A 17,165-nucleotide genomic window follows, 5' to 3' on the forward strand; every position below is an offset into this window, starting at 1 on the left:
GGCGGAACCCTTTTCCAGCCTCTTTCTGCTATATAGGAGGAAAGATAGATGTTAGATTTGATTCAGACTAGACGGGATTTGCACCAGATTCCAGAGATTGGCTTGGAGGAGTTCAAGACTCAGGCTTATCTGCTGGATGTGATTGAGAAATTGACTGCGGGCAAGAATTTTGTTCAAGTTCGTACTTGGCGAACAGGGATTTTGGTCTATTTACAGGGAAGTCAGCCAGAGCGTACCATTGGTTGGCGGACAGATATTGATGGCCTGCCTATTGTCGAACAAACAGGCCTGCCCTTCGCTTCTCTGCATCAAGATCGTATGCATGCTTGTGGCCATGATTTCCACATGACTATTGCTTTAGGCTGTCTTGAGCGAGCCCTTGAGGAGCAACCAAAGAACAATCTGCTCTTTCTGTTTCAACCTGCTGAAGAAAATGAAGCTGGTGGCATGCTCATGTATGAGGATGGCGCTTTTGGAGACTGGTTGCCAGACCAGTTTTATGGGCTTCATGTTCGGCCAGATTTGAAGGTTGGACAGATTGCGACTAATACTCATACACTCTTTGCAGGAACTTGCGAGGTGAAGATCCGTTTCAAAGGCAAAGGAGGACACGCAGCCTTTCCACATGAAGCTAATGACGCCTTGGTGGCGGCTAGTTACTTTGTGACCCAGGTGCAGTCAGTTGTCAGCCGCAATGTCAACCCAATCGAGGGAGCAGTGGTGACCTTTGGTCTTTTCCAAGCCGGAACAACCAACAATGTCATCACAGATACAGCCTTTTTACATGGAACTATTCGGGCCTTGACGAAGGACATGAGTCTCTTGGTGCAAAAGAGGGTCAAAACAGTTGCAGAAGGCGTTGCAGCTGCCTTTGGTATGGAAGTCGAAGTGGAACTCAAACAAGGGGGTTACTTGCCTGTTGAGAACCATCCAGCCTTGGCGCGTGAACTGATGGATTTCTTTGAAGAAAAAGATGGAATTGAGTTGATTGATATCGAACCTGCTATGACAGGTGAGGACTTTGGTTATCTCCTTTCAAAAGTTGATGGCGTTATGTTCTGGTTAGGTATTGATAGTCCCTACGCCCTTCATCACCCTCAGATGAGTCCCAAGGAAGAAGCCTTAGCCATTGGGGTGGATGCGGTTTCTAGTTTCCTGAAAAAGAAGGCAGCAGAGTAGAGGAATTGTCTATGAAAGCAGAATTACGCAAGCAAGTCTTGCAAGAAATGAAGGCTATATCTCAAGAGCAAAAACAGGCTATAGACCAAGCTTTAACCGAGCGATTGTTACAACACCCCTTTTACCAAGAAGCCAAGGTCATCGCAACCTATCTCTCTTTTCCTCATGAATTTCAAACACAGGAACTGATTGAGCAGGCGCTGAAGGACGGCAAGAAGGTTTTGATACCCAAAACTTATCCCAAGGGGCGCATGGACTTTGTGATCTATGATTCGCAACAGTTGGTAAAAACTTCTTTTGGATTACTGGAGCCACAGGGAAATTTGGAAGTGGTGGATGCCTCTCAGATTGATTTGATTCATGTTCCTGGTCTGGCTTTTACGACGAAAGGATATCGGATAGGATACGGTGGAGGCTATTATGACCGCTATCTGGAACATTTTTCTGGTCATACTTTGAGTACGATATATCCTTGTCAAATTCAGGACTTTATCCCTGAAAACCATGATATTCCTGTTCAGGAGGTATTAATTGATGAAGGAAATCTTTGATAGACGTTATCCTGTGACGAGTTTCTTTCTTTTTGTGACGGCCTTGGTATTTTTACTAATGTTGATCACTGCAGGCAGAAACTTTGACAGGGCAGATACATTATTTCGATTTGGAGCCATGTATGGGCCAGCTATTCGCCTCTTTCCTGAGCAGGTTTGGCGTCTCTTCTCTGCCATTTTTGTTCATATTGGGTGGGAACATTTCATTGTCAATATGCTTTCGCTCTATTATCTTGGTAGGCAGGTAGAGGGAATTTTCGGATCCAAGAAGTTTTTCTTTCTCTATCTCTTATCAGGAATGATGGGCAATCTCTTCGTTTTTGTATTTAGTCCAAAATCCTTAGCAGCAGGAGCTTCTACTTCTCTCTATGGACTATTTGCTGCGATTATTGTTCTTCGCTATGCTACGCGTAATCCTTATATCCAGCAGTTGGGGCAATCCTATCTGACACTTTTTGTGGTTAACATTATTGGAAGTGTTCTGATTCCAGGAATTAGCCTAGCAGGACATATCGGTGGTGCAGCCGGCGGAGCATTTCTAGCAGTTATCTTTCCAGTTCGAGGTGAAAGACGGATGTATAGTACCAGCCAGAGGTTAGGAGGGGTAGTGTTGTTCGTAGGACTCGCAGTTTTGCTTTTCTACAAGGGAATGGGGCTGTGACGACTAATATGTAAACTTGAATAAGAAAAAAGCTACTTAAAAAATGAGTAGCTTTTAATGTGATTTGGAACCATTCGAAACAACACAGCAAGTTAAAATAAGGCTTTGTATGTAGATGATTTGAGAAAGTGAGCGCCCATTCTATCGCGAAGAAGTCATTTGTAAATAAGTTTTTTTGCAGAAAATTGAGAATGGTGTGCTTTTTTATTTCTTTTGTATCGTAACTTTCTAGAATATAGTGTTGTATCAGTCTTATTATATATTTTAAAAATAGAAAATGTTATAATATTAGAAATTGATTGAAGAATTATTAGAATAAAAGAGGTATAAAGTTGGAAAATTGTGTTTACATTATTTCAGGCCCCCCAGGCGTTGGGAAAAGTACTGTTAGTAAAGAGTTAGCTTATTCTTTTGATAAAAGTGCAGTTATAGAGGGGGATTTGATTTACTTAATGATTAAAGGTGGTATAGTGGCTCCCTGGGAAGATGAGGGCTATTACATGGATTTGTTTTGGGACAATATCATCAGCTTGACCAATAATTTTATAACTCGAGGCATCTCTGTCGTAATAGAGTATGTCATTTTTGAATACCAACTGAAGAAAATTGCATCTTTCTTAAAAGAAAAACAAATTGGTCTAAAATATTGTGTCTTAATGGCCGAAGAAAAAACCTTGAAAGATAGGGATGATTCTCGAAAAGAAATTGAAAGAGTGGGCAACTTATCAATACAAGCAAGAAGTGAGTTTCTAGCTAAAAATAAGGAGAAGGAAAAACATTTTCTGTATACAGATGATTTAGACGTCCCCAAAATAGCAAATATCATTAAAACTTCAAATCGATTTTTGATTGAGAATCTGTAATCCATCATTAAGGACCGAAGTTGAGTTGGTAGATTTAGAGACATATCTCATAAATCTTTAAATTATATGTAAATTTGTAAAATAATTAAGTCTCCAGAGTCAACTTGCTGGAGACTTAATTTATTAACTGGAAACTAATTCTATTCCTTCTCAGCCAATTCTTTCCCGAGTTGGATGATGTAATCTTTCAAGTCATCTTTGACTTGTGGGTGTTTGAGGGCGTAGTCGATAGATGTTTTCATAAAGCCAAACTTATCCCCAACGTCGTAACGAGATCCTGTAAATTCACGGGCGAAAACACGTTGTGTTTTATTAAGCGTATCAATAGCGTCGGTAAGCTGGATTTCATTTCCAGCACCGGGAGCTTGATTTTCGAGGATTTCAAAAATTTCTGGTGTGAGCAGATAGCGTCCGATGATTGCCAAATCGCTTGGAGCATCTTCTGGAGCTGGTTTTTCAACAAAAGTTTCGACACTGTAGAGACCATTAATCCCTTCACCCTGAGGAGCGATAACTCCATATGCTGAAACTTCTTCATGAGGGACAGGCATAACAGCAATGGTTGATGCGTGAGTCGACTCGTAATCATTCATCAATTGTTTTGTCAAAGGTACAGCGTTGTCATCTGTGATATCCATTAGGTCGTCACCCAGCATGACAACGAAGGGCTCATTCCCTACAAAAGCTTTGGCTTGTAAGACAGCATCTCCCAGACCACGAGGATGGCTTTGACGGATAAAGTGAAGGCGAATACCAGTTGTTTCGTCTACCAATTTTAGCAAGTCATGCTTGCCTTTTTCTTTGAGGTTGTACTCAAGCTCAAAGTTTGAGTCAAAGTGGTCTTCAATAGAACGTTTTGATTTACCAGTGACAACCAAAATATCTTCAATACCTGATTTAAGAGCTTCTTCTACGATAAATTGGATAGTTGGTTTGTCCACAATTGGCAACATTTCTTTAGCAAGTGCTTTGGTTGCTGGTAAAAATCGAGTCCCGAGTCCAGCGGCAGGGATGACTGCCTTTCTAACTTTTGATGTCATAAGAATCCTTTCTTTAGAGGGTTAAGACCACTCATTTTCTGCTTTAAATTCATTGTTCATGATGTCATAAATGGCATCTTTGATATTGGTTCCGTGGTAGATAACTTGGTAAATGGCCTGTGTAATGGGCATATAGACTCCAAGTTCTTGCGCTAGTTCATAGGCTGCTCGAGTTGTTGAGATTCCTTCGATTACCATGCCCATATTGGCTTCGATATCAGCTAGGGATTCTCCACGACCAAGAGCATCTCCGGCTCTCCAGTTACGAGAGTGGATGGAGGTTCCCGTTACGATCAAATCTCCCACACCAGACAAGCCACTATAGGTCAATGGACTGGCCCCGAGTGCTACTCCTAGGCGGGTAATTTCTGCCAATCCTCGAGCGATGATGGCTGCCTTGGCATTGTCACCAAATCCCAAACCATGTAAAGCTCCAGCACCGACAGCGATAATGTTTTTAAGAGCACCAGCGGTTTCGACCCCGATAACATCCGTATTGGTATAAAGTCGGAAGTAGTGATTGCTAAAGAGCTCTTGAACGTATTGAGCTGTTTGTAAATCTTTAGAAGCAGCAGTGATTAAAGTTAGGTCACGCACAATGGTTTCTTCTGCATGACTAGGGCCTGAAACAACGACAATATCACTGCGGAGATGTTCAGGAATTTCTTCTTCAAGGATGGTTGATAATCGTTTATGGCTATCAGGCTCTAATCCCTTTGATGCGTGCATGATGATAGCCTTATGGTCCAAGGTTTGTGCAACTTGCTGGGCAACAAGTCGTGTCACTTTTGTTGGGACAACAAACAAAATCGCATCCACATCTTTCAATGTTTCTGCTAAGTCAGTGTAGGCAATGATATTTTCGTCTAGAACGACATCTTTAAAGTAGTGCTTGTTAGTATGATAGGTATTAATTTCATTGATTTGCTCGGGAAGATTTCCCCAAATACGTACCTCGTGTCCATTGTCATTTAAGACTTGTGAAAGGGCAGTTCCCCAAGAACCAGGCCCCAAGACGGCGATGGTTTGTTTTTCCATATTCCCCTCCTTTATAACCTTCTTTTTACTATTTTACCATAAAAACCTTTATCATGCATTACTGTAGATGAAAGCGCACTAATTTGTATCAAGGAGACTTCTTTGACAATCCTTCACTTTTTTGCTAGAATAACATCACACAAACAGAATGAGAAGGAGCTGACGCATTGTCGCTCCCTTTTGTCTATTTTTTAAGGAGAAAGTATGCTGATTCAGAAAATAAAAACCTACAAGTGGCAGGCCTTGGCTTCGCTCCTGATGACAGGCTTGATGGTTGCTAGTTCACTTCTGCAGCCGCGTTACCTGCAGGAAGTGTTAGACGCTCTCCTTGCTGGGAAATATGAAGCTATCTATAGTATAGGGGCTTGGTTGATTGGTGTGGCCGTGGTCGGTCTGGTTGCTGGTGGGATCAATGTTGTCCTTGCAGCCTATATTGCCCAAGGAGTTTCATCTGACCTTCGAGAGGATGCCTTCCGTAAAATCCAAACCTTTTCTTATGCTAATATTGAACAATTTAATGCGGGAAATCTAGTCGTTCGAATGACAAATGATATCAACCAGATTCAGAACGTCGTCATGATGACCTTCCAAATTCTTTTCAGGCTCCCCCTCTTGTTCATCGGTTCGTTTATCTTGGCGGTTCAAACCCTACCTTCTCTGTGGTGGGTGATTGTTCTCATGGTAATCTTGATTTTTAGCTTGACTGCTGTCATGATGGGTATGATGGGGCCTCGTTTTGCCAAGTTTCAAACCCTTCTTGAGCGCATCAATGCCATTGCCAAGGAAAATCTGCGTGGCGTTCGTGTGGTCAAGTCCTTTGTCCAAGAAAAAGAGCAGTTTGCTAAGTTTACGGAGGTTTCAGACGAGCTTCTTGGTCAAAACCTTTACATTGGTTATGCCTTTTCAGTAGTGGAACCCTTTATGATGCTGGTCGGCTACGGGGCGGTTTTCCTCTCTATTTGGCTGGTTGCTGGGATGGTTCAGTCGGATCCGTCAGTTGTTGGTTCCATTGCTTCCTTTGTCAATTACCTGAGCCAGATTATCTTTACCATTGTCATGGTTGGATTTTTGGGAAATTCTGTCAGTCGTGCTATGATTTCTATGCGTCGTATTCGAGAAATTCTTGACGCAGAGCCAGCCATGACCTTCAAGGATGTCCCAGATGAAGAGTTGGTCGGCAGTCTTAGCTTTGAAAATGTGACCTTTACCTATCCAATGGATAAGGAACCGATGCTGAAAGATGTGAGCTTTACTATTGAACCTGGTCAGATGGTTGGTGTCGTTGGAGCTACTGGTGCAGGAAAATCAACCTTGGCTCAATTGATTCCACGCCTCTTTGACCCACAGGAAGGGTCTATCAAAATCGGAGGCAAGGATATTCGAGAAGTGAGTGAAGGAACCTTGCGTAAAGCTGTCTCTATCGTTCTCCAACGTGCCATTCTCTTTAGTGGAACGATTGCAGATAACCTGAGACAGGGCAAAGGAGATGCTACACTATTTGAAATGGAGCGCGCAGCCAATATTGCCCAAGCCAGTGAATTCATTCATCGTATGGAGAAAACCTTTGAAAGTCCAGTTGAGGAACGAGGAACCAACTTCTCTGGTGGGCAAAAACAAAGGATGTCGATTGCGCGTGGGATTGTCAGCAATCCACGTATTCTGATTTTTGACGATTCGACCTCAGCCTTGGATGCTAAGTCAGAGCGCCTGGTTCAAGAAGCCTTGAATGAGGAATTAAAGGGAACGACAACCATTATCATCGCTCAAAAGATTAGCTCGGTTGTCCATGCAGATAAAATCTTGGTTCTAGATCAAGGGCGATTGATTGGTCAAGGGACGCATGCAGATTTGGTTGCCAACAATGCTGTTTACCGTGAAATCTACGAAACACAGAAAGGAAAGGAGGAGTAAAATGAAGACAGTTCAATTTTTTTGGAATTATTTTAAAGTCTATAAGCTATCATTTGTAGTTGTTATCCTGATGATTGTTCTGGCAACTCTTGCCCAAGCCCTCTTTCCGGTCTTTTCTGGACAAGCGGTAACAGAGCTAGCCAATTTAGTTCAAGCTTATCAAGATGGCAATCCAGAACTTGTTTGGCAAAGCCTATCAGGAATCATGGTCAATCTTGGTCTGCTGGTTTTGGTTTTATTTATTTCTAGTGTGATATACATGTGTCTCATGACGCGCGTGATTGCAGAGTCGACCAATGAGATGCGCAAAGGCCTCTTCGGTAAGCTTGCTCGCTTGACAGTTTCTTTCTTTGACCGCCGACAAGATGGAGATATCCTGTCTCGTTTTACCAGTGATTTGGATAATATCCTCCAAGCCTTTAACGAAAGCTTGATTCAGGTCATGAGCAATATTGTTTTATACATTGGTCTGATTCTCGTCATGTTTTCGAGAAATGTGACGCTGGCCCTCATCACCATTGCCAGCACACCAGTGGCCTTCCTTATGCTGATTTTTATTGTAAAAATGGCACGCAAATACACCAACCTCCAGCAAAAAGAGGTAGGGAAACTCAACGCCTATATGGACGAGAGTATTTCAGGCCAAAAAGCCGTGATTGTGCAAGGAATTCAAAAGGATATGATGGCAGGATTTCTTGAACAAAATGAGCGCGTGCGCAAGGCAACCTTTAAAGGAAGAATGTTCTCAGGAATTCTTTTCCCTGTCATGAATGGGATGAGCCTGGTTAATACAGCTATCGTCATCTTTGCTGGTTCAGCTGTACTTTTGAATGATAAGTCTATTGAAACAAGTACAGCCCTAGGTTTGATTGTTATGTTTGCCCAATTTTCACAGCAGTACTACCAGCCTATTATTCAAGTTGCGGCTAGTTGGGGAAGCCTTCAGTTAGCCTTTACAGGTGCTGAACGGATTCAGGAAATGTTTGACGCAGAGGAAGAAATCCGACCTGAAAAGGCTCCAATCTTCACTAAGTTGCAAGAAGGTGTTGAAATCAGTCATATTGATTTTTCATACCTGCCTGATAAACCTATTTTGAAAGATGTCAGCATTTCCGCTCCGAAAGGCCAGATGACAGCGGTTGTTGGTCCGACAGGTTCAGGGAAAACGACTATTATGAACCTCATCAATCGCTTTTATGATGTTGATGCTGGTGGTATTTATTTTGACGGCAAAGACATCCGTAACTATGATTTAGATAGTCTTAGAAGCAAGGTGGGAATTGTTTTGCAGGATTCGGTCTTATTTAGTGGAACGATTCGAGACAATATCCGTTTCGGTGTGCCAGATGCTAGTCAAGAAATGGTTGAGGCAGCAGCCAAGGCAACCCACATTCACGACTATATTGAAAGTTTGCCTGATAGGTACGATACTCTTATAGATGATGATCAAAGCATCTTCTCGACAGGACAAAAGCAATTGATTTCTATCGCTCGAACCTTGATGACAGATCCAGAAGTTCTCATTCTAGATGAAGCCACTTCAAACGTAGATACGGTGACAGAAAGCAAGATTCAGCATGCCATGGAGGCGGTTGTAGCAGGCAGAACTAGTTTCGTCATTGCCCACCGCTTGAAAACCATTCTCAATGCAGACCAGATTATTGTCCTTAAAGATGGAGAAGTCATTGAACGTGGTAATCACCATGAACTCTTGAAACTAGGTGGATTCTACTCAGAACTCTATCACAATCAATTTGTCTTTGAATAAGAAAGAAGTTGTCCTATGTGGGCAGCTTTTTCTTGTTCATAAAAAATATTTATCACGGACTTTAAAAAAACATATTAGACGAAAGTCATTTTGAGTGATATGATAGGACTATCGTTTTACTCAATGAAAATCAAAGAGCAAACTAGGAAGCTATCCGCAAGCTGTACTTGAGTACGGTAAGGCGACGCTGACGTGGTTTGAAGAGATTTTCGAAGAGTATTAACATTCGAAAGGAGAGACATCATGCCTAGAACGGTTGTAGGAGTTGCTGCAAATCTATGTCCCGTAGACGCAGAAGGCAAAAACATTCATTCATCTGTATCTTGTAGATTCGCAGAGAGCATTCGTCAAGTCGGTGGTCTCCCTTTAGTCATTCCTGTTGGTGATGAGTCAGTTGTACGCGATTATGTGGAAATGATTGACAAACTCATTTTGACAGGAGGCCAAAATGTTCATCCTCAGTTTTATGGAGAGAAAAAGACCATCGAGAGCGATGATTACAATCTAGTCCGCGATGAGTTTGAATTGGCACTCTTGAAGGAAGCGCTTCGTCAGAATAAACCAATTATGGCAATCTGTCGCGGTGTCCAACTTGTCAATGTTGCCTTTGGCGGAACCCTCAATCAAGAAATTGAAGGTCACTGGCAAGGACTACCTTTCGGAACATCTCACTCTATTGAGACAGTAGAAGGAAGCGTGGTGGCTAAGCTATTTGGAAAAGAAAGTCAGGTCAACTCCGTCCATCGTCAAAGCATTAAAGATTTGGCACCTAATTTCCGTGTAACTGCTATTGATCCAAGAGACCAAACCATCGAAGCGATTGAATCTATTGACGAACACCGCATTATCGGTTTGCAGTGGCATCCAGAGTTTCTGGTTAATGAAGAAGATGGCAATTTAGAATTATTTGAGTATTTATTGAATGAACTGTAACGACTGGAACATCTAGTCGTTCTTTCTTTTATTTTTTCAAAATTTTTGAAATGTGGGATTTTTACGCAAACGTTTGAATTCTGATAAAAATTGGAGAAATTCGACAAAAAAACTTGAAAAAAACGAAGGTAAGCGTTATGATAGAAAAGAAGAAATATTGGAGGAATAACATGTCACATATTAAATTTGATTATTCAAAAGTTTTAGACAAATTTGTTGCACCACATGAAGTGGAATACATGCAATCACAAGTAACAGCAGCAGATGAATTGATCCGTAAAGGAACTGGTGCTGGTAGCGACTTCTTGGGATGGTTGGACCTTCCTGAAAACTACGATCGCGAAGAATTTGACCGCATCTTGAAAGCTGCTGAGCAAATCAAATCAGACAGCGATGTTTTGGTTGTAATCGGCATCGGTGGATCTTACCTTGGTGCCAAAGCAGCAATCGACTTCTTGAACCACCATTTTGCTAACTTGCAAACAAAAGAAGAACGCAAGGCTCCACAAATCCTTTACGCAGGAAACTCAATCTCATCTACTTACCTTGCTGACTTGGTAGAGTACGTAGCTGATAAAGATTTCTCAGTAAACGTGATTTCTAAATCAGGTACAACAACTGAACCAGCGATTGCTTTCCGTGTCTTTAAAGAACTCTTGGTTAAGAAATACGGTCAAGAAGAAGCCAACAAACGTATCTATGCAACAACTGACCGCCAAAAAGGTGCTGTTAAGGTTGAAGCAGACGCTAACGGTTGGGAAACATTTGTTGTTCCAGATGATATCGGTGGACGCTTCTCAGTATTGACAGCCGTTGGTTTGCTTCCAATCGCAGCATCAGGAGCTGACATCAAAGCCCTTATGGAAGGTGCTAACGCAGCTCGTAAAGACTACACTTCAGATAAAATCTCTGAAAACGAAGCTTACCAATACGCAGCAGTTCGTAATATTCTTTACCGTAAAGGTTATGCAACTGAAATCTTGGTAAACTACGAGCCATCACTTCAATACTTCTCAGAGTGGTGGAAACAATTGGCTGGTGAATCAGAAGGAAAAGACCAAAAGGGTATCTACCCAACTTCAGCCAACTTCTCAACTGACTTGCACTCACTTGGTCAATTTATCCAAGAAGGAACTCGTATCATGTTTGAAACAGTTGTCCGTGTTGATAAACCTCGTAAAAACGTGATTATCCCTAGCTTGGAAGAAGATCTTGATGGACTTGGTTACCTTCAAGGAAAAGACGTTGACTTTGTAAACAAAAAAGCGACTGATGGTGTTCTTCTGGCCCACACAGATGGTGATGTACCAAACATGTACGTGACTCTTCCAGAGCAAGACGCTTTCACTCTTGGTTATACAATCTACTTCTTCGAATTGGCTATCGCTCTTTCAGGTTACTTGAATGCTATCAACCCATTTGACCAACCAGGTGTTGAAGCTTACAAACGTAACATGTTTGCCCTTCTTGGAAAACCAGGATTTGAAGAATTGAGCAAAGAACTTAACGCACGTCTATAATAGAAGAAAAGAGTGGTTTGTCCACTCTTTTTACTCTCTTTATTCATAGAGATTGGACTCAGCCAAGACTTGTGATATAATATAGAGAGCAAAAAGGCAGACGCCTAGAGACTTTATAGGAGAAACTATGTCAAAAGATATCCGCGTACGTTACGCACCAAGTCCAACAGGACTACTACACATCGGGAATGCTCGTACAGCATTGTTCAACTACTTGTATGCACGTCATCATGGTGGAACTTTTATCATTCGTATCGAAGATACTGACCGTAAACGTCATGTCGAGGATGGTGAACGTTCACAGCTTGAAAATCTTCGTTGGTTGGGCATGGACTGGGATGAAAGTCCAGAAACTCATGAAAACTATCGCCAATCAGAGCGTTTGGAACTCTATCAAAAATACATCGACCAGCTGTTAGCTGAAGGAAAAGCCTACAAATCTTACGTTACAGAAGAAGAGTTGGCAGCTGAACGCGAACGCCAAGAAGCTGCTGGTGAAACACCTCGATATATCAACGAATACCTTGGTATGAGTGAAGAAGAAAAAGCAGCTTACATCGCAGAACGTGAAGCAGCAGGGATCATTCCAACTGTTCGTTTGGCTGTCAATGAGTCAGGTATCTACAAGTGGCATGATATGGTCAAAGGAGATATCGAATTTGAAGGTGGCAATATCGGCGGTGACTGGGTTATCCAAAAGAAAGACGGTTACCCAACTTACAACTTTGCCGTTGTTATCGATGACCACGATATGCAAATTTCTCACGTAATCCGTGGAGATGACCATATTGCTAATACACCAAAACAGCTTATGGTCTATGAAGCCCTTGGTTGGGAAGCCCCAGAGTTTGGTCACATGACCTTGATTATCAACTCTGAGACTGGTAAGAAACTGTCAAAGCGTGATACTAACACCCTCCAGTTTATTGAAGACTACCGTAAAAAAGGTTATTTACCAGAAGCAGTCTTTAACTTTATTGCTCTTCTTGGTTGGAACCCAGGTGGCGAAGATGAAATCTTCTCTCGTGAAGAACTCATTAAACTTTTCGATGAAAACCGCCTGAGCAAGTCTCCAGCAGCCTTTGACCAGAAAAAACTCGACTGGATGAGCAATGATTATATCAAGAATGCAGACCTAGAAACTATCTTTGAAATGGCAAAACCATTCTTAGAGGAAGCAGGCCGTTTAACTAACAAGGCTGAAAAATTGGTGGAACTCTATAAACCTCAAATGAAATCAGTAGATGAAATTATTCCATTGACAGATCTTTTCTTCTCAGATTTCCCAGAATTGACAGAAGCAGAGCACGAAGTCATGGCGGGCGAAACAGTTCCAACAGTTCTTGAAGCCTTCAAAGCAAAACTTGAAGCGATGACAGATGATGAATTTGTAACAGAAAATATCTTCCCACAAATTAAAGCAGTCCAAAAAGAAACAGGTATCAAAGGGAAAAATCTCTTCATGCCAATTCGCATCGCAGTTTCAGGTGAAATGCATGGACCAGAATTGCCAGATACTATCTTCTTGTTAGGCCGTGAAAAATCAATCCAGCATATCGAAAACATGCTAAAAGAAATCTCTAAATAAGAAGGATGCAACAATGGATATCTGGGAAAAGATGTACGAAGAAGCACAGAAATTGTATAATCCACATGAAGTATCTGATTTTGTTTATGCGAATCATGTCGTTGCCGCAGTAGAAGCAGAAGATGGGCAAATATTTACAGGATTCTGTATGGAGGGAACCTGTGGTGTTTTCCATCTCTGCGCAGAACGGGCGGCACTCTTCAATATGTACCAATTCTCGAGACAAACTAAAGTTAAAAAAGTCTTAGCTTTTCGAGACAAACCACCTTATGGTGGAAGTTCGGGTATGCCTTGTGGCGCTTGCAGAGAGTTCCTCTTAGAGTTGAACGCTGAAAATAAAGATGCAGAATTCATGATGGATTACGATACAAGAAAGACGGTGAAAGTCGCAGAACTAATCCCATATTGGTGGGGAGAAGAACGTGCTTCTAAGTTTAACAATCAATAGAAGAGTCAGTATAATTCTGGCTCTTTTTACTTAATTTGAAAAAAACAGAAAAAGTTGTTGACAAGTCTGAAAAAGTCTGTATAATAGTAAGAGTTGAAAATAACAGCTCAGGTCCGTTGGTCAAGGGGTTAAGACACCGCCTTTTCACGGCGGTAACACGGGTTCGAATCCCGTACGGACTATGGTATGTTGCGGATGGAACACTTGATGAAAAAAGATTAAAAAAGTTTCAAAAAAGTGTTGACAAGCGAAAGCACCTGTGATATACTAATATAGTTGTCGCTTGAGAGAAGCAAGTGACAAAGACCTTTGAAAACTGAACAAGACGAACCAATGTGCAGGGCACTATAACTAAGGTTGTAGTACTGAACAATGAAAAAACAATAAATCTGTCAGTGACAGAAATGAGTGAGAACTCAAACTTTTAATGAGAGTTTGATCCTGGCTCAGGACGAACGCTGGCGGCGTGCCTAATACATGCAAGTAGAACGCTGAAGGAGGAGCTTGCTTCTCCGGATGAGTTGCGAACGGGTGAGTAACGCGTAGGTAACCTGCCTGGTAGCGGGGGATAACTATTGGAAACGATAGCTAATACCGCATAAGAGTAGATGTTGCATGACATTTGCTTAAAAGGTGCAATTGCACCACTACCAGATGGACCTGCGTTGTATTAGCTAGTTGGTGGGGTAACGGCTCACCAAGGCGACGATACATAGCCGACCTGAGAGGGTGATCGGCCACACTGGGACTGAGACACGGCCCAGACTCCTACGGGAGGCAGCAGTAGGGAATCTTCGGCAATGGACGAAAGTCTGACCGAGCAACGCCGCGTGAGTGAAGAAGGTTTTCGGATCGTAAAGCTCTGTTGTAAGAGAAGAACGAGTGTGAGAGTGGAAAGTTCACACTGTGACGGTATCTTACCAGAAAGGGACGGCTAACTACGTGCCAGCAGCCGCGGTAATACGTAGGTCCCGAGCGTTGTCCGGATTTATTGGGCGTAAAGCGAGCGCAGGCGGTTAGATAAGTCTGAAGTTAAAGGCTGTGGCTTAACCATAGTACGCTTTGGAAACTGTTTAACTTGAGTGCAAGAGGGGAGAGTGGAATTCCATGTGTAGCGGTGAAATGCGTAGATATATGGAGGAACACCGGTGGCGAAAGCGGCTCTCTGGCTTGTAACTGACGCTGAGGCTCGAAAGCGTGGGGAGCAAACAGGATTAGATACCCTGGTAGTCCACGCCGTAAACGATGAGTGCTAGGTGTTAGACCCTTTCCGGGGTTTAGTGCCGTAGCTAACGCATTAAGCACTCCGCCTGGGGAGTACGACCGCAAGGTTGAAACTCAAAGGAATTGACGGGGGCCCGCACAAGCGGTGGAGCATGTGGTTTAATTCGAAGCAACGCGAAGAACCTTACCAGGTCTTGACATCCCTCTGACCGCTCTAGAGATAGAGTTTTCCTTCGGGACAGAGGTGACAGGTGGTGCATGGTTGTCGTCAGCTCGTGTCGTGAGATGTTGGGTTAAGTCCCGCAACGAGCGCAACCCCTATTGTTAGTTGCCATCATTCAGTTGGGCACTCTAGCGAGACTGCCGGTAATAAACCGGAGGAAGGTGGGGATGACGTCAAATCATCATGCCCCTTATGACCTGGGCTACACACGTGCTACAATGGCTGGTACAACGAGTCGCAAGCCGGTGACGGCAAGCTAATCTCTTAAAGCCAGTCTCAGTTCGGATTGTAGGCTGCAACTCGCCTACATGAAGTCGGAATCGCTAGTAATCGCGGATCAGCACGCCGCGGTGAATACGTTCCCGGGCCTTGTACACACCGCCCGTCACACCACGAGAGTTTGTAACACCCGAAGTCGGTGAGGTAACCGTAAGGAGCCAGCCGCCTAAGGTGGGATAGATGATTGGGGTGAAGTCGTAACAAGGTAGCCGTATCGGAAGGTGCGGCTGGATCACCTCCTTTCTAAGGATAAGGAACTGCGCATTGGTCTTGTTTAGTCTTGAGAGGTCTTGTGGGGCCTTAGCTCAGCTGGGAGAGCGCCTGCTTTGCACGCAGGAGGTCAGCGGTTCGATCCCGCTAGGCTCCATTGGTGAGAGATCACCAAGTAATGCACATTGAAAATTGAATATCTATATCAAATAGTAACAAGAAAATAAACCGAAAACGCTGTAGTATTAATAAGAGTTTATGACTGAAAGGTCAGAAAATAAGGTTAAGTTAATAAGGGCGCACGGTGGATGCCTTGGCACTAGGAGCCGAAGAAGGACGTGACAAACGACGATATGCCTTGGGTAGCTGTAAGTAAGCGATGATCCAGGGATTTCCGAATGGGGGAACCCAACAGGTACTACCTGTTACCCGCATCTGTTAAGGATGTGAGGAGGAAGACGCAGTGAACTGAAACATCTAAGTAGCTGCAGGAAGAGAAAGCAAAAGCGATTGCCTTAGTAGCGGCGAGCGAAATGGCAGAAGGGCAAACCGAAGAGTTTACTCTTCGGGGTTGTAGGACTGCAATGTGGACTCAAAGATTATAGAAGAATGATTTGGGAAGATCAGCCAAAGAGAGTAATAGCCTCGTATTTAAAATAGTCTTTGTACCTAGCAGTATCCTGAGTACGGCGGGACACGTGAAATCCCGTCGGAATCTGGGAGGACCATCTCCCAACCCTAAATACTCCCTAGTGACCGATAGTGAACCAGTACCGTGAGGGAAAGGTGAAAAGCACCCCGGGAGGGGAGTGAAATAGAACCTGAAACCGTGTGCCTACAACAAGTTCGAGCCCGTTAATGGGTGAGAGCGTGCCTTTTGTAGAATGAACCGGCGAGTTACGTTATGATGCGAGGTTAAGTTGAAGAGACGGAGCCGTAGGGAAACCGAGTCTGAATAGGGCGCCTTAGTATCATGACGTAGACCCGAAACCATGTGACCTACCCATGAGCAGGTTGAAGGTGCGGTAAGACGCACTGGAGGACCGAACCAGGGCACGTTGAAAAGTGCTTGGATGACTTGTGGGTAGCGGAGAAATTCCAAACGAACTTGGAGATAGCTGGTTCTCTCCGAAATAGCTTTAGGGCTAGCGTCGACATTAGAGATTCTTGGAGGTAGAGCACTGTTTGGGTGAGGGGTCCATCCCGGATTACCAATCTCAGATAAACTCCGAATGCCAATGAATTATGGTCGGCAGTCAGACTGCGAGTGCTAAGATCCGTAGTCGAAAGGGAAACAGCCCAGACCACCAGCTAAGGTCCCAAAATAATTGTTAAGTGGAAAAGGATGTGGGGTTGCACAGACAACTAGGATGTTAGCTTAGAAGCAGCTATTCATTCAAAGAGTGCGTAATAGCTCACTAGTCGAGTGACCCTGCGCCGAAAATGTACCGGGGCTAAAACAATTTACCGAAGCTGTGGATACCTTTATAGGTATGGTAGGAGAGCGTTCTATGTGTGATGAAGGTGTACCGTGAGGAGTGCTGGAACGCATAGAAGTGAGAATGCCGGTATGAGTAGCGAAAGACAGGTGAGAATCCTGTCCACCGTAAGACTAAGGTTTCCAGGGGAAGGCTCGTCCGCCCTGGGTTAGTCGGGACCTAAGGAGAGACCGAAAGGTGTATCCGATGGACAACAGGTTGATATTCCTGTACTAGAGTATGTAGTGATG

At 43.3% G+C, this 17,165-nt stretch carries 12 protein-coding genes, 2 tRNA genes and 2 rRNA genes (1 of these 16 running past the window's edge); 14 read left to right on the plus strand and 2 right to left on the minus strand.

What is annotated here, in order from left to right:
• Positions 1 to 48: 48 nt before the first annotated feature.
• The 4 genes from M594_RS00680 (at position 49) to M594_RS00695 (ending at position 3,254) form a co-directional block, all read left to right on the plus strand.
• Positions 49 to 1,179 carry an N-acetyldiaminopimelate deacetylase gene (locus tag M594_RS00680; protein WP_173875710.1) on the plus strand — a complete coding sequence of 377 codons (1,131 nt, stop codon included), beginning with the start codon at positions 49 to 51 and terminating at the stop codon, positions 1,177 to 1,179.
• An 11-nt stretch (positions 1,180 to 1,190) separates the two neighbouring features.
• Positions 1,191 to 1,730, plus strand: a complete 540-nt coding sequence (locus M594_RS00685; RefSeq protein ID WP_173875711.1) for a 5-formyltetrahydrofolate cyclo-ligase — start codon at positions 1,191 to 1,193, stop codon at positions 1,728 to 1,730.
• A complete protein-coding gene (locus M594_RS00690) occupies positions 1,714 to 2,391 on the plus strand; it encodes a rhomboid family intramembrane serine protease (RefSeq protein WP_124788380.1) in 678 nt (225 codons plus the stop codon). The genes M594_RS00685 and M594_RS00690 overlap by 17 nt, the downstream gene beginning before the upstream one ends.
• Positions 2,392 to 2,723: 332 nt before the next feature.
• A complete protein-coding gene (locus M594_RS00695; protein ID WP_042749927.1) occupies positions 2,724 to 3,254 on the plus strand; it encodes an ATPase AAA in 531 nt (176 codons plus the stop codon).
• A gap of 140 nt (positions 3,255 to 3,394) precedes the next feature.
• Here M594_RS00695 and galU read toward each other — a convergent pair whose 3' ends face one another.
• Together galU and M594_RS00705 are read right to left on the minus strand one after the other, a co-directional pair.
• Positions 3,395 to 4,294, minus strand: a complete 900-nt coding sequence (gene galU / locus M594_RS00700; RefSeq protein WP_173875712.1) for a UTP--glucose-1-phosphate uridylyltransferase GalU — start codon at positions 4,292 to 4,294, stop codon at positions 3,395 to 3,397.
• Positions 4,295 to 4,315: 21 nt separating this feature from the next.
• Positions 4,316 to 5,332, minus strand: coding sequence for an NAD(P)H-dependent glycerol-3-phosphate dehydrogenase (locus M594_RS00705; RefSeq protein ID WP_173875713.1), 1,017 nt, complete (start codon positions 5,330 to 5,332; stop codon positions 4,316 to 4,318).
• Between the two features lie 204 nt (positions 5,333 to 5,536).
• On the opposite strand from M594_RS00705, the gene patA reads away from it, so the two are divergent.
• The 10 genes from patA to M594_RS00755 form a co-directional block, all read left to right on the plus strand.
• Positions 5,537 to 7,243: a multidrug efflux ABC transporter subunit PatA gene (patA, locus tag M594_RS00710; protein ID WP_173875714.1), complete on the plus strand. Its 1,707-nt coding sequence runs from the start codon at positions 5,537 to 5,539 to the stop codon at positions 7,241 to 7,243.
• A gap of 1 nt (position 7,244) precedes the next feature.
• Positions 7,245 to 9,011 carry a multidrug efflux ABC transporter subunit PatB gene (gene patB, locus M594_RS00715; RefSeq protein WP_173875715.1) on the plus strand — a complete coding sequence of 589 codons (1,767 nt, stop codon included), beginning with the start codon at positions 7,245 to 7,247 and terminating at the stop codon, positions 9,009 to 9,011.
• A 243-nt stretch (positions 9,012 to 9,254) separates the two neighbouring features.
• A complete protein-coding gene (locus M594_RS00720) occupies positions 9,255 to 9,944 on the plus strand; it encodes a gamma-glutamyl-gamma-aminobutyrate hydrolase family protein (protein ID WP_001138351.1) in 690 nt (229 codons plus the stop codon).
• Positions 9,945 to 10,114: 170 nt separating this feature from the next.
• Positions 10,115 to 11,464, plus strand: a complete 1,350-nt coding sequence (locus M594_RS00725; RefSeq protein ID WP_000018268.1) for a glucose-6-phosphate isomerase — start codon at positions 10,115 to 10,117, stop codon at positions 11,462 to 11,464.
• Between the two features lie 127 nt (positions 11,465 to 11,591).
• Positions 11,592 to 13,052, plus strand: a complete 1,461-nt coding sequence (gene gltX, locus M594_RS00730) for a glutamate--tRNA ligase (protein WP_173875716.1) — start codon at positions 11,592 to 11,594, stop codon at positions 13,050 to 13,052.
• A gap of 13 nt (positions 13,053 to 13,065) precedes the next feature.
• The gene (locus M594_RS00735; RefSeq protein ID WP_049544510.1) at positions 13,066 to 13,500 is read left to right on the plus strand and encodes a cytidine deaminase family protein; all 435 of its coding nucleotides are present in this window, start codon (positions 13,066 to 13,068) and stop codon (positions 13,498 to 13,500) included.
• Between the two features lie 110 nt (positions 13,501 to 13,610).
• A tRNA-Glu gene (locus M594_RS00740) sits at positions 13,611 to 13,682 on the plus strand.
• A gap of 241 nt (positions 13,683 to 13,923) precedes the next feature.
• Positions 13,924 to 15,469: ribosomal RNA gene (locus M594_RS00745) — 16S ribosomal RNA — on the plus strand.
• 51 nt (positions 15,470 to 15,520) lie between these two features.
• Positions 15,521 to 15,593 (plus strand) — tRNA-Ala (locus M594_RS00750).
• A 124-nt stretch (positions 15,594 to 15,717) separates the two neighbouring features.
• Positions 15,718 to 17,165: ribosomal RNA gene (locus M594_RS00755) — 23S ribosomal RNA — on the plus strand (it continues 1,454 nt past the right edge of the window).
• The 16S and 23S rRNA genes sit together here with 2 tRNA genes alongside, the layout of an rRNA operon.

This window comes from Streptococcus mitis (assembly GCF_013305725.1).
Lineage (GTDB): Bacteria > Bacillota > Bacilli > Lactobacillales > Streptococcaceae > Streptococcus > Streptococcus mitis_BO.